Here is a 16459-nt window from a genome sequence, read left to right on the forward strand (position 1 = left end):
GGTCAGACTCAGGTCATGCGGGCGCGGGCTAAAGCCTGCGCCCGTTTTTCACGTATAGCGGAGAACGAGAGTGAAGATAGCGCTGATTGTACTGGCCGCCGGGCTGAGTCAACGTTTTCGCCAGCAGGGGGGCGAGCATAAGCTGCTGGCTGACCTTGAAGGCAAACCGGTGCTGCAGCGCACGCTGGATCAGGCCGCTGCCAGCGGGCTTGACCTGTTCGTGGTGACCCGTCCCGACGCCCTGGCAATCCAGGCAATCTGTACGCGGGCGACTGTCGTGCTGTGCGACAGCGGTGGACTGGGCGAGTCCATCGCGGCGGGCGTTAACGCCAGCCGTGACTACGACGGCTGGCTGATTGCGCTGGGCGATATGCCGTTTGTGACGCCTGAAAGTTACCGTGCCATCAGTGCTGCGCTGGTGGATTCGCCCATCGTCAGGCCAGTCATTGAGGGAAAACCGGGCCATCCGGTGGGTTTTCAGAATCACTCTTTTCCCATGCTGAGCACGTTACAGGGCGATGCCGGACCACAGGCGATAGTGAGGTCACAGGCTGTCCGGCTGCCGCTTCACGATCGCGGCTGCCTCTGTGATATCGATTTCCCTGCCGATCTGCAGCTGATAAAGGAATTTTCATGATAACGCTGGATCAACGCGTGATTAATGCGGCACTGAGCAGTTGCCAGGCGGGCCAGCAGGTCTGGCTCTGCACGGTGCTGCGCACCTATGGCTCTTCGCCCCGCGCACCCGGGACACTCATGACGGTTAACGAAACCGGCGCATACTGCGGATCGCTGTCGGGCGGCTGCATCGAAGAGGACTTTCTGGCACAGCTGGCGGCAGGGGCGTATCGCGCCAGCAGTCAGCGGGTACGCTATGGCGAGGGCGGGATGCGTCCTGACGTCAGCCTGCCGTGCGGCGGCAGTCTGGAAATCGTCATAGAATTTCTGCCGCCTGATGACGCCACGCTGGCGCTGCTGACGGCGATGCAGCGCGCGCTGAGCGGGCAACAGCCGCTGGTAAAACTGATACGCCCGGGCGCGCGTGCGCAGTGGGAGGCGATTGCCGCTGACAGGAGGCTGCCCGCACTGGATGCCAGCGAGCAACAGTTGTTACTGCCGGTGGGCGCGATACCGGAACTCCTGATCGCGGGCTACTCCAGCGTGGCACATGAGTGCATCCGGCTGGGACAGATACTGGGCTTTCACGTGCGGGTCTGTGAGCACCGGCCGGAAGTGCGGACGGAGCTGGAAAGTCACTTCAGCGACGCGGATAACGTGACGCTGGTATCACAGCATCCTGCGCGCTGGCTGGAACTGAACGGGGCGCACGCCGCGGTAGCCATTGTGGCACTGACCCACGATCCCCGCATTGATGATCTGACGATGATGGAGGCGATTGCCACACCCGCGTTCTACATCGGCATCATGGGTTCGGCGAAAAACAGCGAGAAACGGCGGGCGCGACTGCAACAGATCGCCGGAATGGATCGGGCCGAACTGGACCGCATCCATGCGCCCATCGGCCTGCCCATCGGCAGCAAGACTCCGGCAGAGATTGCGCTGTCGGTCATGGCCGATATCGTCCGGGTGAAGAATAGCGCACAGTCAGCCGTCTGATCCCGGCGTCTTCTCGGGCGCCAGCCGATAAAGATAGCTGCCTGAAAAGGGTATCGGCAGGAAATCACGGAACAGCTGCTGTAACGTCTGTTCGGGATCGACGTCGCGGAACAGTTGCGGGTAGAGCGTGGCAGCAAAGAATTCGGTCGCTACGACGTGCCACGGGCTGAGATAAAAATTGTGCCAGATGGCTCCGGCATGACCGTCGCGCAGCGCGGTGAGCTGCTTCAGCGCATTCTGCTGACTGGTCAGTGCGAGCAGGCTTTGCCGGGTCTGCGCTGTTGTGACGGCGGGGCCGAGTTTTAAGGCTCCCGCTTCATCGGCGCTGCCGGTGCCGGTTGCAAAATAGTAATTCGGCTGTGCCGCAATCACACTCTCCTCACTCAGCCGTCCGAATACGCCTTTGATCTGCTGGCTGGCGATGTTATTGCCACCAGCAAACGTCAGTAGCTCACCCAGATTGCCATTCACCGAGGTGACGCAGCACTCGCTGCGTCGTCCAAGATGTAACTGCAACAGCACGGACGGTTTCGGACCGTGATAATCCGCCAGCCGACTCGAAATGCGCTGCATGTGGCTGCGGTAGAAGTGATTAAACTGAGCCGCGCGCTGTGGCTGATTGAGCACCTCACCCAGCAAAGTGATGCTGCGCTCAGTGTTTTTCAGCAGATTAACCCGCAGATCGATCTTCACCACCGGAATATGCGCCGCAGCGAGCATCTTCTCCAGCACGGCAACGTTTTCACTGTCGCGCGCCAGCTGCGGCAGGATCACCACATCCGGCTTAAGTGCGATCACCTGTTCGGGATTCATATCGTTAACGCCATCCAGCCCCACGACCGGAATCGTCTCCATCTGCGGGAACTGGCGCGCAAAAACCTGCCAGGTCTGAGGATCGTACTTTTTCAGATCCTGCGGCCAGCCAGCAATATGCTGCAGCGGATTACCGGGCATCAGAAGTGCGACGCTGTAGAGCATCCGGCTTTCACCCAGCATAATGCGCTGCGGATGGTCGGGAATCGTGACCTGGCGACCGGTGATGTCGGTCAGCGTGCGGGAATGTGCACACGCGCTGACCAGCATCACAGTGATCGTCAGCAGCACTGAGCGTAGCGAGTTAAAATTCCACACGGGCCTGTACCATCAGATTACGGGTTTCGCCTTCACGGACGCGCAGATTGCCGCCGCTTGAACTGTAGTAGTGCTGATTAAACAGATTATTGATATTCAGACGCAGCTGGGTTTTTTCACCAAACAGCCGGTTGTTCCACGCTACGAAGCTGTCTGCCACTACATAGTCGGGCAGGGTGAAACTGTTATCGGGATCGCCCGCACGGCTGCCGACATAGCGCGCACCGCCGCCGAGCCGGAACGTGCCGGGCAGGCCACTGACCTGCAGCTCATGACTCAGGTAAAGCGCACCGGCATGACGCGGCGCATTCTGCAGCCGATTGCCATTGTTATCCGGATTCACCCGATCGCTGACGATCTCTGCCTGATCATAGCTGTAGTTCGCACTCAAATCCCAGCCGGGTGCAATTTCGCCATTCAGCTCAAACTCAGCGCCGGTCGATCGGGCTTTATCAATGGCCCGCGTGCTACCATTAATATTCAGCGACATCGCTTTTTCATCAATCCGGTAGAGCGCCACTGTTGCCAGCAGTTTTGGCGATAGCTGCCATTTGCTGCCGACTTCCCAGCTGGTGCCCTGTTCCGGCTTGCCGACATTGCCATCATCATCCACGTCGGTTGACGGCGTGAACGACTTGCTGACGCTGGTGTAGAAAGAGAGGTCAGGCGTGAGTTTGTAGATCACCCCGGCCTGCGGCAGAAACTTATTGCTCTCATCGTTCAGGATTTCTGACTGGGGATTAACGCCGCGGGAGGCGCGCTGTTCATAATGCTGATAACGGCCGCCCAGCACCACAATCCAGTCCTGTGTGAGTGAAATAGTGTCTTTGGCGTAGAGCGATCGGCTATGAATACGGTTCAGGTTATTGGCTGCTGCGCTATTTTCGGTGCTGGTGTCCGTGACCGGTGACAGGATGTCATAGTCGGGATTGAAGTAGTTAAACTGGCGGTTGACCTTGCCCTGATACTGATGGGCGCGATAAGTCTGATTCATCTCATAGTCGGTGCCTGCCACCAGCGCGTGCTGCATGCCCAGAATCTCCGGATTGCCCAGCAGATCCCAGCTCACATATTTGGTTTTGTGGTTAAACCCACGGTTGGCATCGGCACGACGTGTTACTACGCCAGTGCTGGCATTGACCGCCGTTACGCGCACCTCATCGTTGTCATAACGCCGCTGATTCCAGCCCAGGGTGAGCCGGGTGCGCCACTCATCATTAAACTGCCAGTCATAGTGGGCATTCAGGGTTTTGTTGTGACCCCAGGCGTGATTAGCTTTGTCATCCAGACGATCTTTGTAAGCAATATCGATCGGCTTGCCGTCGATAAAGGCCGTGCCGCGGTCGTAGGGAATGTCATAACGGTAGTCGGCATAGCTGATCAGAAAGCTGGCCTGCTCGCCAAACCATTGCAGAGAGGGTGCCAGCAGCGTGTGTTCTTCGCTGCCAAAGTTGCGCCAGTAATCCTGATTCTGCTTTTCGGCGATCAGCCGGAAGGCAAAGCCATTGCCCAGCGGGCCGGTGACATCCAGCGTGCCTGCACCGCCGCCTTCACTGGCGTTGCGTCCGCTAACGCTGGAGTGCCAGCTGTATTGCGGCTTTTTGCTGACCACATTGATAATGCCACCCGGATTCTGAATGCCGTAGAGCAGCGAAGAGGAGCCTTTCAGCACCTCAACTCGTTCGGTTGTGGCATCAAAATTGAGTCCCTGACTGCTGCGAATGCCATCCCGGTAGACCGACCCATCGGCATTACTGCCAAAACCGCGTCGAACGAAGCCATCTTCGGTGCCAGCCAGTGTGTTAGCTTCTGAAACGCCGCTGACAAAGCGCATCGCATCCGCCAGTGAGCTTGCCTGGTAATCGTCCAGTTGCTGCTGCGTGACCACGCTGACCGACTGCACCTCATCAAGCCGCGCGGTTGGCATTTTACTGGCGACGCTGCTCTCGCTGGCGCTGTAATTTCCCTCTGAGTCAGCATCGGCGGTCACGGTCATATCCGGTGCTGTGTTGGCTGCTGCGCTGACCTGTGGCAGCATCATGCTGCCGCAAATTGCCACGACCAGAGCGGGGTGTCGGGCCGGATATCGTGAGTCTTTGTTTTTCATTTTTCTTTTCGTATCTGTTACTGGCAGTTTCTGAAGCAAATTCGCTCTGATGACTGGCTGTCATACAGGGCTTCCCTGGAGGTGGTCTGCAATATGCAGCGCTTTAAGCAGAAGAGAACGGCATTCGGGTTCAGACATCATTGCGCTGACCGGACGACAATGCTTCTCATCTGTAATTGAGAATCATTCAAACATCCAGCAAGGTAGTAGTAAACATAATTTGAACAGAATTTACTACATTTCTGCTGTATCGATTTTACTGACTGACAGTCCAGGTGATGAGTTTATTTCGTTGAAAATAATGATTATTATTTCATGGCGAGATGACAGGATACGCTTAAATCCCTATCATTTGCAGGTCAAATTCAGAATTGAATTACGCTTTCACTACAATTTCTGACCGTGGAATATTCTCCATTAACCAGATCGGTAATCAGCCTTTCGGACCTTAAACACCAGCAGCAGGAACAGCATGAAACAGAACCGGCCAGTTAAAAACAGAGTGGATGTGGTGGCAGAGCGTCTGCGCGCCCGCGAAAAGCAGCTTTCTCCTCGTCTGCTGGCTGTGGCACGTTATATCGATCAACAGCGCGAAACGGTGCTCGAAAGTACTGCGATGGAGATCGCCGTCGCGAATCACACTTCTGATGCCACCGTGATCCGCGCCATTCAGGCGCTCGGATTCAGCGGACTGCGCGATCTCAAACAGACGCTCAGAGCCTGGTTTGGTCCCTCGCTGACCTCGGAAGATAAGATGTTCACTACTGTCAGTGAGGTGACCAGTGACGTAAACAGCGCCATCGACTTTGTACTGGCGGGCCACCGGCACGCCTGTGAGGTGCTGTCGCAGCCGCAGAACCGGGTGGCGGTGGCAGACGCCGTGGCGCTGCTGAGTGAAGCGCGGGAAGTGGCTATTTTTGGCATTAACGCCTCAGGGATTCTGGCGGACTACAGCGTGCGGCTGCTGAACCGTATCGGTCTGCCCGCCTTTTCGCTTAATCGCGCCGGCATTGCGCTGGCAGAGCAGATGCTGGCGCTGCAGCGTGGCGACGTGCTGATAATGATGGCGCAGCAATCGGCGCACCGGGAAGGGACCACCGTGGTGCGCGAAGCGAAACGGCTGAATATCCCGATTATCCTGCTGACCAACGCCACCGACTCTTTTTTTGCGCGTGAGGCGGATGTGGTGATCAACGTGCCTCGCGGTGGTGAGAAGGGGCGCATTCCGCTGCACGGCACCATAATGGTCTGTCTGGAGATGCTAATCCTGTCAGTTGCTTCGACGCTGCCGCAGCGCACCGTTAAAACCATGAAACGGCTACAGGATCTCTATCGCGGGCTGAAACCCGCCAGCAAAAAGTAATCTGCAGGATTAAGCCGTGACCGGAATTTTCCGGTAAAAACGGGCTCACCTTTAAGTCAAATTTTCCTGCTTTGCGAGCGCGATCGCGTCTTTTCATCGGCCCGTTTATCAGGGCGACTACGCTTACAGCGTGCTGCGCCTCCGGGTGCGGCTTTTACTCTTTCTCACTTTACTTTTTTTGTGCGGAGCTGCTGATGAAACCCCTTCACGCGCAATACCTTTTCTGTTGTGCCACCCTGAGCCTCCTGTCGCCGCTGCCTGCGATGGCATGGAGTGACCTTACCGTATTTGGTGACAGCCTGAGTGATGGCGGCAACGTAGGACGCTTTACTTATGATGGTGCGACCCATCCGCTCTATGACGAGATCGTAGCGCAGTCGCTGGGTGACACTTTGCGCCCCTCATCCCAGGGCGGAAGCAACTATGCCGAAGGTGGCGCCGTTGCGGTACCGGCGATAAATCCCATGTTTAATACGCAGGATCAGCTGGATAATTACCTTGCGACGCGCGACGGACGAGCCGATTCTGACGGACTCTATATTCACTGGATTGGCGGCAATGACTTAGCGGCGGCAGCCCTTGCGCCGCTCGCTGCACAGCAGATCGTGGATAACAGTGCCAGTGCCGCGGCCTCACAGGTCAGTCGTTTGCTGGATGCCGGGGCCGGCACGGTCATCGTTCCGACGGTGCCAAACGTCGGAGCGACGCCCGCGCTGCTTCAGGCGATTCTGCAGGTGCTGGGGCCGGCCGCCCAGCCTGCCACGGCGGCGCTGTTTCAGTCGCTGAGTACCACCGCCACGCCTGACCGCGCCGCCAGAGAGCAGGCAATTGAAACCGCGCTTAACGAAGCAGCTGGTCAGGTCACTTCTATTCCGCTGATCCGCGATGCGCTTGCACAACAGCTGTTTGCCGCCTGGCAGTTGCTGAGTCAGGAGGCGGCAGCCCTCACCGACCGTTACAACCAGGCTGAAGAGCAGGGGCTGGTGGCGGCACGCGGCAATATCGCGCGGGTGGATATCAATGGCCTGTTTAATGAGGTGATCGATAACCCGCGCCTGTATGGACTCAGCAACACGGCAGGCATGGCCTGTCCGCCCGGCGTCTCATCAATGGACTGCACCGCCTCAACGCCAGGATTTTCACAATCGCAACAGTATCTGTTTGCCGACCGGTTGCATCCCAGCCCGGCAGTGCATGCGCTAATCGCCGATTATATTGAGTCGGTGCTGAGTGCGCCGCTGCAGGTGGCCGTGCTGAGTCAGGCACCATCGATGCTGGTGGGGGATGCGCAGAATACGCTGGATGGACATCTGCAACAGCAGCGTCAGCAGCCCGCCAGCGCCGGAGAGTTTACGGTTTTCGGTGGCTATGCCGGACAGCAGCGAGATTTCCGCGGCGACAGCCTGCTGGACGGTGATGCAACAAGCGCTACCGGCACCGTAGGAGTGGGCTATCAGCTGTCCGATAGCTGGCAGGCCGGTGCGATGCTCTCCACTACCTCGCAACGACAGGATCCCTCGCAGCGGTTTGATTATCGTTTACGCGGCAATCTGGTGGCGCTGTGGAGCCAAGTAAATTATCTGGATCGGGGATGGATTAATGCAGATGCCCATTATGCCGATCTGAACTTTGATGATATTGAGCGTAAGGTCAGGCTGGGACCGGCGACCCGTACGGAGAAGGGCAGCAGCGACGGCAAAGTGCTGGGGATGCGGGTGCAGACCGGCTGGGACTTACCGCTGGGCCGCTATGTCTCCACCGGCCCGATGGCCAGCTATGCGCTCGACTACACCCAGATTGATGGCTACAGAGAAGAAGGGAACAGCAGTACCTCGATGCGCTTTGGCGACCAGACACTGCATTCTCAAATCGGGTCAGTTGGCTGGCGTATCGACAGTAAAGATTTAGTGATTAATCCCTGGGCGCAGGTCAGTTACAACCATCAGTTCGGCGACAGCGACTCTGCTGTTACCGCCGGACTGAAATCGACCCGCACTGCCTTTACCCGCAGCAGTGGCTCACGGGATGATAACTGGATCAATATGGCTCTGGGCGCAAGCGTGCCCATTGGCACATCGGTGAACGCATTTGCCGGCGTTTCAGCGGTGACAGGTAACAGCGACTATCACCAGGTGACATGGAACGTCGGACTTAACGCCCGTTTTTAAATGATAAGCTGTATCAAAAGGCCGTGCAGAGATCGTCTGCCGCTGTCTGAAATGGTGCGGCAGACGATGTTGCGCGTTATTCATTACGCCGCGGCGCCAGAGCGTTAAACTCGCCCTGGCGTGTGGTTTTCACGCTTCGATCAGTGCCGCCTGCGCCTCCAGCTCTCGAACGCGCGGTATTACTTCGCGACCAAAGAACTCCACCTCTTCGTGAAAGTGCAGAAACGCCAGCAGCAGCAGATCGACACCGGCCTGCTTAAGTTCGATAATCCGTTCAGCAATCTGCTGGGGGGTGCCAATCAAATTGGTTTTGAAGCCGTCGTTGTACTGCACCAGATCTTCAAACGACGATTTCGCCCAGTTTCCCTCTCCTTCAGGTGAAGCACTGCCTGCATTTTTGACCTCATGCTGGAAGCCTTTCACCGCATCCGGGTTGGCTTTGCTGATGATCTCCTGAAGCACCGCCTGCGCCTGCTGTTCACTTTCACGCGCAATCACAAATCCATTCAGTCCGACTCTGACCTGATGTTGATTGCGTGCTGCTTTTTCACGGATATCCGCGATCTGCAGACGGACACCGTCCGGCGTATTCCCATTAGTGAAATACCAGTCTGACACCCGGGAAGCCATGTCACGTGCCGCACGTGAGCTGCCACCCTGGAAAATTTCCGGTAACGGAGACAATGGCTTAGGTTTCATGGCGTAATCGCGAAAGCGATAAAAATCACCTGCAAAGGTAAAGTTCTCTTCGCGCCAGATGCCTTGCAGGCAGCGAATAAACTCTTCGGAACGCAGATAGCGCTCTTCGTGATCGAGCCAGGGTTCACCAATCGCTTTGAATTCGCCCCGGAACCAGCCGCTGACAATGTTAACGGCGATACGTGGCCCATAGAGATGGCTGATGGTGGCGATCTGCTTTGCGGCTAATACCGGATTCCACGGGCCAGGCAGCAGCGCGGCGATCACTTTTAACTTCGAGGTGTGACTGAGCAGATCCTGCGAGAAGGTGACGGATTCATGCTGATTGTCTGCGCCATACCCGGCAGTAAACCGGATCTGCGTCAGCGCATAATCAAAACCCGCCTGTTCGGCGATCTGCGCCAGTTTACGGTTGTAGGCAGCATCCCAGCGGGTTCGCTGTTCTATCTGACTGATCACCAGTCCGCCCGAGACATTCGGCACCCAGTAGGCGAACTGTAAAGGTTGGTTCAGTGACATGGTTTTCTCCTGGCATATAGCTGGATTAATGGAATAGTTAATTTTTCCAAACTTTAAGATATAAAAGAAAAGGCCAAGCACTAACCGTGCCATAAAATAAGTTACTGTTTTTATGGAAGTAAACGGCTAAAGGCGAGCTGGGCGTGTTGCAAATGCGGCACGGTTGAAACAACCGGGTTGCTAATGCAGCAGCAATGCCTGGACAAATCGGTGAACGGTGAATGACTGCCATCACGCTATTCACATCAACAGTGCCAGAATGTCAGTTACCGGGAACGGGCTGTGATAACGTAGCGAAGCGCGACGCGATGAGAACCGGAGGGGATCGTGATAGTCAGACAGGCATCGCCTGAAGAGGCGTATCGTTTATGGAATATCCGAAATCAGGCACTCCGTCATGGCTGCCAGCATGCTTATCCACCCGACGTGCTCGCCGCCTGGACGCCGGACCGCATGCCCGCCAGCTTTCCTGCGATGATCCGCGCCAATCCCTTCTTCGTGATTGATGGTCCGGACGGCGTGCCGGTTGCTACCGGATCGCTGGACCTTGCCGCCGCCAGCGTGGAAGCCATTTTTACCCTGCCCGCATTTACCGGACAGGGAATGGCTGGGCTGATCATCGACACCATCAAAGCGGAGGCGCTGCAGCGTGGCTACCACCGGTTGACGCTCGCTTCGACGCCGAACGCCGTGGGCTTTTACCAGCAGCATGGCTTCCACCCGCTGGGCGAAAGTTTCTATCCGTCAAAGCTGGCGGGCAGCGATTTGCGCTGTACTGAGATGGCGATTGATCTGTGAATGCCCGCTGCCGTCAGGCTGGCAAAGCTGAGCAAAAGTTTCCGGTGCAAAGACTTCGCAAGCCCCCGCCGGTAAGGTATAGTCCGCGTTTTTTGGAGGAATCATGCTGACTGACTCATCAACTCGTCTTAATAAATACATCAGCGAGAGCGGCATCTGCTCCCGTCGTGACGCCGATCGTTACATCGAGCAGGGCAACGTTTTTATTAACGGCAAACGCGCCACTGTAGGCGCGCAGGTATTTGCAGGCGATGTGGTGAAGGTCAATGGTCAGCTTATCGAGCCGCGCGATGAAGACGATCTGGTGCTGATTGCCCTGAATAAGCCGGTGGGGATTATCACCACCATGGAAGAGGGCGAGCGCGATAACATCAGCGATTTCGTCAATCACAGCAAGCGCGTCTTCCCGATTGGTCGCCTCGACAAAGATTCTCAGGGCCTGATTTTCCTTACCAACCACGGTGATCTGGTCAACAAGATCCTGCGGGCCGGTAACAACCACGAAAAAGAGTATGTCGTTACGGTCGACAAGCCAATCACCGATGAGTTTATTGCCGGAATGAGCGCAGGCGTGCCGATGCTGGGCACGGTGACCAAAAAGTGCAAAGTGAAAAAGGAAGCGCCATTTGTCTTCCGTATTACGCTGGTCCAGGGTCTGAATCGCCAGATCCGTCGCATGTGTAAGCATTTCGGCTTTGAAGTCACGAAGCTTGAGCGCACCCGTATCATGAACGTCAATCTCAAGGGATTACCGCTCGGGGAATGGCGCGACCTCACCGATGACGAACTCGTTGAGCTGTTTAAACTGCTGGAGAACTCCTCTTCAGAAGATAAACCCGCGAAGAAAGCTAAAGCTCCGGCTAAAACGTCGGCCGCAAAAAAACCGCAGAAGAGCGGTGCGAAACCTGCTGAAAAAGCGGATGCGGCTGGCGCCTCGCGCAAGCGCTTTGTCCAGCCGGGACGGAAGAAGAAAGGGCGCTAAACCCAGTCCGATGCAGAGAGCGATATTCTCGCCCTCTGTGCTTTCACGGGCGCATCACGGAATAACGCGCGCCGCCCGAAAGCGGGCAAACAGATCGCAGAACATCTCATCCGTCGCGCGATAACCGTGAAAGCCCGCCCGCCGCAGCTTGCTGCCGTCGCCAAACATGTCGTAGTTCCAGCCAAAAATAAAATCAGCGAAAGCGCCGTCACTCAGTGCCAGAATATCTGCTTCAACTAATGTGTTATCCCCGGCGATTTCCCGCCACAGTGCACGATAATCCTGAAATAGTTGCCGGAACGACAGCGAAACCGGCGGCGCGATCTCCAGTTCAAACCAGGCTGCAATGACCGGCCATAGCTCACTCCAGCGCCAGAGATCGCCATTATTGATATTAAAGGCCTGATTGCGTGCGTCAGAAGTGCGTGCGGCCCAGATCGTCGCGTCGGCCAGCAGAGTGGCATCGGTAAAATCGACCATACTGTGCCAGGTTTCTGGCGAACCGGGAAAGCGTAAGGGCAGCCGCGCCGCGCGACAGATTGAAGCGTAGAGCGCCAGGCTCAGCGCCAGGTTCATGCTGTTGCCCGGCCTGTCACTGCCGACCACACCGGGCCGCAGCGCACTCCAGTGCCAGCCTTTACCATGCTGTTGTGCGCTCAGCCAGTTCAGCTGCGCGGCGTTAAACTCAGCACCCGGTACACCAGGATCGCTTTCCCGCGCCGGCGTTTTAAAGCGTCCGAGATGGGCGCCATACACCTTGTATCCCTGCATCAGACTGACATGCTCAAGTGGGGCGACATCCTCCATGGTCTGAACCAGATTTTGCAGCATGGCAAGATTTGGTCCGACCAACGTTCCCCAGTCAGAAGCGTTCAGCCAGGCGCTGTAAAAGATATGCGTGACGTCGGTGAGTGATGCCAGCCGTTGCTGGCACTGCTGACTATCGCGCAGATCGACCGCTATAATCTCTGTTCCGCTGACTGCAAAGTCTGACCGATGCGTCAGTGCCTTGACCTGCCAGTGGTCTGCTACCAGTGCCTGACTCAGTTGCTGACCCACAATCCCGCTGGCACCCGCCACCAGCGCAACCTTTTTACCCTGTGTCGTTTTCATGATCGCTATCCGATTAAGAAAGAAGCCGCATTCTCACCTGTGTAAAATTCTGATTAAATCCCCGTAACCGGATATCACTTATCAGGAAAATCTATAAATGCAGAACAAACTGACTGCGATGCAGACCTTCATCCGGGTGGCGGAAGCGGGCTCCTTTTCGGCGGCAGCACGGCAAAACGGCATGAAGCAGTCGGCTGTTAGCCAGCAGATCGCCGCACTGGAGGAGGCACTGGGCGTGGTGCTCCTGCATCGCACCACGCGAACCATGGCGTTAACTGAGCCGGGTCACCATTATCTGCAACAGGTCAGGCAGCTGCTTGGTGCGATGGACGAACTGGAGCAGCAACTACGGCCTGAATCGCAGCCGCTTCATGGCAGAGTGCATATTCAGTTGCCGAGCGGCATCGGGCAGCGGCTGATGCCGCATCTGATCGCTTTCCAGCAGGTGCATCCTGCGCTGCGTCTGAATATTGCGCTGGAGGATCGCCTGTCGGACCTCATCGTGGAAGGCGTTGACGTGGCGGTTCGTGTCAGCGAGTCGCCACCTGCCACGCTGGCTGCCCGTTCGCTCGCCACGATTGAAACCGTGCTGGTGGCTTCCCCTGAGTGGATAGCGCGCAACGGCCCGCCGCAGACGCCCGATGACCTTATGCGCTATCCGCATATACGTTTTAGTGGTATAGCGACTGATGCGCCGCTGCAGCTGGTTTCTGCGACCGCGAAAGTCTCTGTTCCGGTAGAAAGCGTGTTTCGGTCTAATAACAGCGATGCCTTGATGCAGGCCCTTGAAGCAGGCCTCGGTATCGGCGGCTTACAGACGCTGCCTGGCGCAGACGCGCTGGCCTCCGGTCGACTGGTGCGGGTGTTACCGGACTGGCGAATGCCCGACCGTTATCTCTATGCCCTATTCCCGGATGCCCGTTTTATTCCTTATAAGGTCCGTAAGCTGGTCGGACGGTTAAGTGAGGTGTTGATGCAGGGATCAGGGCAGAGCCAGATCTGATGCCCAGGCGATTTTATTAATTCGCAGGGTGCAGCAAAACCCGGAAACGCTTAAAACCCTCGCAAAGCTCTGATATGACCGTCCGGATGGTGTGCAGCGCATTCTTTCACACATGCGCCTGGTATCCGATGCCCGGCGGGTTAACTCAGCCTTCTCTTACGCCTAATCAGACAGTGCTTTTGCCACCATAAGCCAGATTTTTTAAAAGGTTCACATTCAGACCAACGACACTTTTCACCCTCATCAGGGCGTGGCAGGATAAGCGCAATCTATCAAGGAGTGTGCCTGATGTTACTGAAAGGTATGAACGATCCGCTGCTGAAAGCGTATCAGCATCCCAAATCACGGATGATGATCAGCCGTTTCAGGGGGCTGGCGGGCGACAGAAGACTCAGTGACTGGCAGGCATTCTGTATTCTGGTAACCGGCTTTACAAATTACTGGTATGTGCAGGCTGGTCACTACAGCATTAATATCACGCTCACCAAAACTCGTCAGTTCGACTTCCTGCAGGACTTCCTTCATTTCACAGTCACCCTGGATGGATTGATCGGCGATGAACATTTTCGCAGCCCGGACTTTGTACTGCCACATTACGATGTGCCTTATGAATTCTGTCGCTGGCGCAACAAGCGCAGCTATGACGCCTTAACCACCTATGTGAGTAAACAGGGGGTGAAATCTCATAAAGGGATGTTTGTCGCCTCGGAAGGCGCGTCTCCGGAAGAGCAGGTGATGAAATGGGAAGGGGTGGTCAACGTCTATGACAAAACCTTTTTCAGTATGACTAACTTCAATACAACTCAGGAATTCCTGATTAAAGACCTTCGTAAATCCATTCAGGATGGATTACTGAAGCACCTGAGTTTTTACCGCGATCTGTTTCACTATATTTTTCCCACACCGGCAGAGGCACGATTGCAGGCGCGTGACGACAGGCGCTATCTGATGAAAAGATAGCGCCCGGTCATTTTACTTTCAGTCACTGGCATCCGCACAGAATGGTCGCTGTAAGGCGGATCAATCTGTTATGAGCGAACCGCTCTGAAAGTTTACCACTTCATCTCGCCGGTATTCACTTTCGCGCTGAGTTCAAGTGACGCCGGCTCAGCCAGTTTTGGCCAGGCGGTGTTCATGGCGGCAATCACCGCTGCTGAGGTTTTATGTTCTGACAGCGCCGCTTCAAAACTCTTCAGATAATTCAGGGTGAAATCCACAGCCTGCGAGCCGGCTGGACGCTCACCCAGATAGTGGCCCGGAATAACATTTTTCGCGTTGAGCGTCTGCATCTCAGTGAGGATATGGCGCCACTCATTGCGGCTCTTAACGGTCTGAGTGTCAGCCGTCCAGACGTGGATGCCAGAGGAAAGGGCTGTACCGCCCAGAATGGTGCTCACAGAGGGGATCCAGATGTATGCAGCATATTGATCAGGATGACGCAGTTCCAGCGCCTCGCCATCCACGCTGAAGCGGGTCTGATGCGTAACGTCTGGCACAAAGACTTTATCCGGTGCACCCTGTTTCATCTGAGGGCCCCAGTATTTCAGCTTGGCGTCATGAGTCTGCTGGATATGCTTTACCACCGCAGGTGCGGCAACGATTTTGACGTCCGGCCAGGCTTTAACAATCGGCTCCAGACCGAAGTAGAAATCGGGATCGCCCGAGGTGATCACAATCTCCTTCAGCTTTTTACCACGCTTTTTAATCATCTCCACCAGCTTCTCACCATCCTGGATGCTGAACTGGGCATCAAACAGAATTGCTTCGGTTGGCCCGGAGACCAGGGTTGAGGAGACGGCAAAAATACCTTTCTCCTGCGGATTATAGGTTTCCAGTTGCAGCGTGGCCGCGCTGGCGGAGGCGGAAGCCAGAACGAGTATCACAGGCAACAGAGCAGTTTTCATTAATATTCCTCAGAGATATATGCCCGACTCAGGCAGGTGTATCGGGCGATGTGCAGAATCAGTAGCGCTATTCTACGCATCTTGCTATCTGTTAGAATTCCCGGAATCAGAGATGCTGAGTTTCATAATCCGAACAGGTGAGTGGGATGGACAGAGTGACGGCAGCTGCCGTTTTTAACCGGATATGTGAGCTGGGTAGCCTGAGTGCTGCTTCGCGTGCGCTGGGGATCTCGCGGCCGATGGTCAGCCGTTATCTGGAAGAGATGGAAAAGTGGGCGGGAACGCGTCTGCTGCATCGCTCGTCGCGCCGGCTGACCCTGACGCCTGCCGGTGAGGCGATTCTGCAAAAGACCCGCCAGCTGGCTCTGCTGTCAGAAGCGATCCAGCAGGAAACCACCCAGAGTGTTCCAGCCGGAACGCTACGCATCGCCTGTGCCCATTTTACGGCGCTTCATCTTGTCGGCCCGGTCGTCCCCGATTTTCTTGATCGTTATCCGGCGCTGCGCATCGAACTGGATATTAACAATCAGCCGGTAAGCCTGATCAGCGAGCGCATCGACCTCGCCATCCGTATCACCGATGCGCCAGAGCCGGGAGCAATCGCACGCCGTCTCGGTGAATGTCACTCTGTACTCTGCGCCTCCCCCGTCTATCTGCAGAAGCGAGGCATTCCGCAAACGCCTGGCGATCTGGCGCAGCACAACTGCCTCTACTACAGTCGTTTTGCCGGTCAGAGCTGGCATTTCACGGCGGCTGGTGGCGAGAAAATCTCTGTCGCCGTTAAAGGGAATTTCAGTGCGGGCATTTCGTCACTGTTATGTGACGCAGCGATTGCAGATTGTGGGATAGCGATGGTGCCTGAACTGGAAGCACGCCCTGCGCTTGAAGCGGGAAAGCTGGTTGAGTTATTGCCCGATTATGCGCCGCAGCGCATCGGTATCTGGGGGCTTTACCTGTCGCGTGAGCACCAGTCTGCCGCGCTGCGTCTGATGCTGGATGAACTGCAAAACAGCATTCAGAGCCGGTGATGAGAGGAAATCGAACTGAGAATGATG

At 56.2% G+C, this 16459-nt stretch carries 14 protein-coding genes; 9 read left to right on the plus strand and 5 right to left on the minus strand.

Going from position 1 to position 16459, the window contains the following annotated elements:
* Positions 1–70 precede the first annotated feature (70 nt).
* Both AC6I8J_RS19020 and AC6I8J_RS19025 read left to right on the plus strand, forming a co-directional pair.
* Entirely contained in the window at positions 71–637 is a 567-nt protein-coding gene (locus AC6I8J_RS19020) for a nucleotidyltransferase family protein (RefSeq protein ID WP_285088511.1), read from the plus strand.
* Positions 634–1617 carry an XdhC family protein gene (locus AC6I8J_RS19025; RefSeq protein WP_161735702.1) on the plus strand — a complete coding sequence of 328 codons (984 nt, stop codon included), beginning with the start codon at positions 634–636 and terminating at the stop codon, positions 1615–1617. The genes AC6I8J_RS19020 and AC6I8J_RS19025 overlap by 4 nt, the downstream gene beginning before the upstream one ends.
* On the opposite strand, the gene AC6I8J_RS19030 is transcribed toward AC6I8J_RS19025, so the two are convergent.
* Positions 1606–2700 carry an ABC transporter substrate-binding protein gene (locus tag AC6I8J_RS19030; protein WP_497825845.1) on the minus strand — a complete coding sequence of 365 codons (1095 nt, stop codon included), beginning with the start codon at positions 2698–2700 and terminating at the stop codon, positions 1606–1608. The genes AC6I8J_RS19025 and AC6I8J_RS19030 overlap by 12 nt on opposite strands.
* 34 nt (positions 2701–2734) lie before the next feature.
* On the minus strand, positions 2735–4855 hold the full coding sequence (locus AC6I8J_RS19035) for a TonB-dependent siderophore receptor (protein ID WP_497825674.1): 2121 nt from the start codon (positions 4853–4855) through the stop codon (positions 2735–2737).
* A gap of 472 nt (positions 4856–5327) precedes the next feature.
* On the opposite strand from AC6I8J_RS19035, the gene AC6I8J_RS19040 reads away from it, so the two are divergent.
* Both AC6I8J_RS19040 and AC6I8J_RS19045 read left to right on the plus strand, forming a co-directional pair.
* A complete protein-coding gene (locus AC6I8J_RS19040; RefSeq protein ID WP_253417989.1) occupies positions 5328–6218 on the plus strand; it encodes a MurR/RpiR family transcriptional regulator in 891 nt (296 codons plus the stop codon).
* A gap of 194 nt (positions 6219–6412) precedes the next feature.
* Positions 6413–8386 (plus strand): autotransporter outer membrane beta-barrel domain-containing protein, encoded by a 1974-nt coding sequence (locus tag AC6I8J_RS19045; protein ID WP_497825675.1) that lies wholly within the window; start codon positions 6413–6415, stop codon positions 8384–8386.
* Between the two features lie 129 nt (positions 8387–8515).
* On the opposite strand, the gene sfnG is transcribed toward AC6I8J_RS19045, so the two are convergent.
* Positions 8516–9604 (minus strand): dimethylsulfone monooxygenase SfnG, encoded by a 1089-nt coding sequence (gene sfnG / locus AC6I8J_RS19050; RefSeq protein WP_161735710.1) that lies wholly within the window; start codon positions 9602–9604, stop codon positions 8516–8518.
* A gap of 327 nt (positions 9605–9931) precedes the next feature.
* On the opposite strand from sfnG, the gene AC6I8J_RS19055 reads away from it, so the two are divergent.
* Entirely contained in the window at positions 9932–10402 is a 471-nt protein-coding gene (locus AC6I8J_RS19055) for a GNAT family N-acetyltransferase (protein ID WP_161735712.1), read from the plus strand.
* 103 nt (positions 10403–10505) lie between these two features.
* Entirely contained in the window at positions 10506–11384 is an 879-nt protein-coding gene (rluF, locus tag AC6I8J_RS19060; protein ID WP_161735713.1) for a 23S rRNA pseudouridine(2604) synthase RluF, read from the plus strand.
* Between the two features lie 54 nt (positions 11385–11438).
* Here the strand turns inward: rluF and AC6I8J_RS19065 are convergent, their stop codons facing one another.
* The gene (locus AC6I8J_RS19065) at positions 11439–12497 is read right to left on the minus strand and encodes an SDR family oxidoreductase (RefSeq protein ID WP_497825676.1); all 1059 of its coding nucleotides are present in this window, start codon (positions 12495–12497) and stop codon (positions 11439–11441) included.
* 97 nt (positions 12498–12594) lie between these two features.
* On the opposite strand from AC6I8J_RS19065, the gene AC6I8J_RS19070 reads away from it, so the two are divergent.
* Together AC6I8J_RS19070 and AC6I8J_RS19075 are read left to right on the plus strand one after the other, a co-directional pair.
* Positions 12595–13500, plus strand: a complete 906-nt coding sequence (locus AC6I8J_RS19070; protein ID WP_161735717.1) for a LysR family transcriptional regulator — start codon at positions 12595–12597, stop codon at positions 13498–13500.
* A gap of 288 nt (positions 13501–13788) precedes the next feature.
* Positions 13789–14460, plus strand: a complete 672-nt coding sequence (locus AC6I8J_RS19075) for a hypothetical protein (protein WP_222925596.1) — start codon at positions 13789–13791, stop codon at positions 14458–14460.
* 92 nt (positions 14461–14552) lie between these two features.
* On the opposite strand, the gene AC6I8J_RS19080 is transcribed toward AC6I8J_RS19075, so the two are convergent.
* Positions 14553–15404 (minus strand): Vmh family MBL fold metallo-hydrolase, encoded by an 852-nt coding sequence (locus AC6I8J_RS19080; protein ID WP_222925595.1) that lies wholly within the window; start codon positions 15402–15404, stop codon positions 14553–14555.
* A gap of 146 nt (positions 15405–15550) precedes the next feature.
* On the opposite strand from AC6I8J_RS19080, the gene AC6I8J_RS19085 reads away from it, so the two are divergent.
* Positions 15551–16432, plus strand: a complete 882-nt coding sequence (locus AC6I8J_RS19085) for a LysR family transcriptional regulator (RefSeq protein ID WP_161735723.1) — start codon at positions 15551–15553, stop codon at positions 16430–16432.
* The last annotated feature ends 27 nt before the right edge of the window (positions 16433–16459 follow it).

The sequence above is a fragment of the Pantoea sp. X-Soil-ISGK-355 genome (assembly GCF_059730805.1).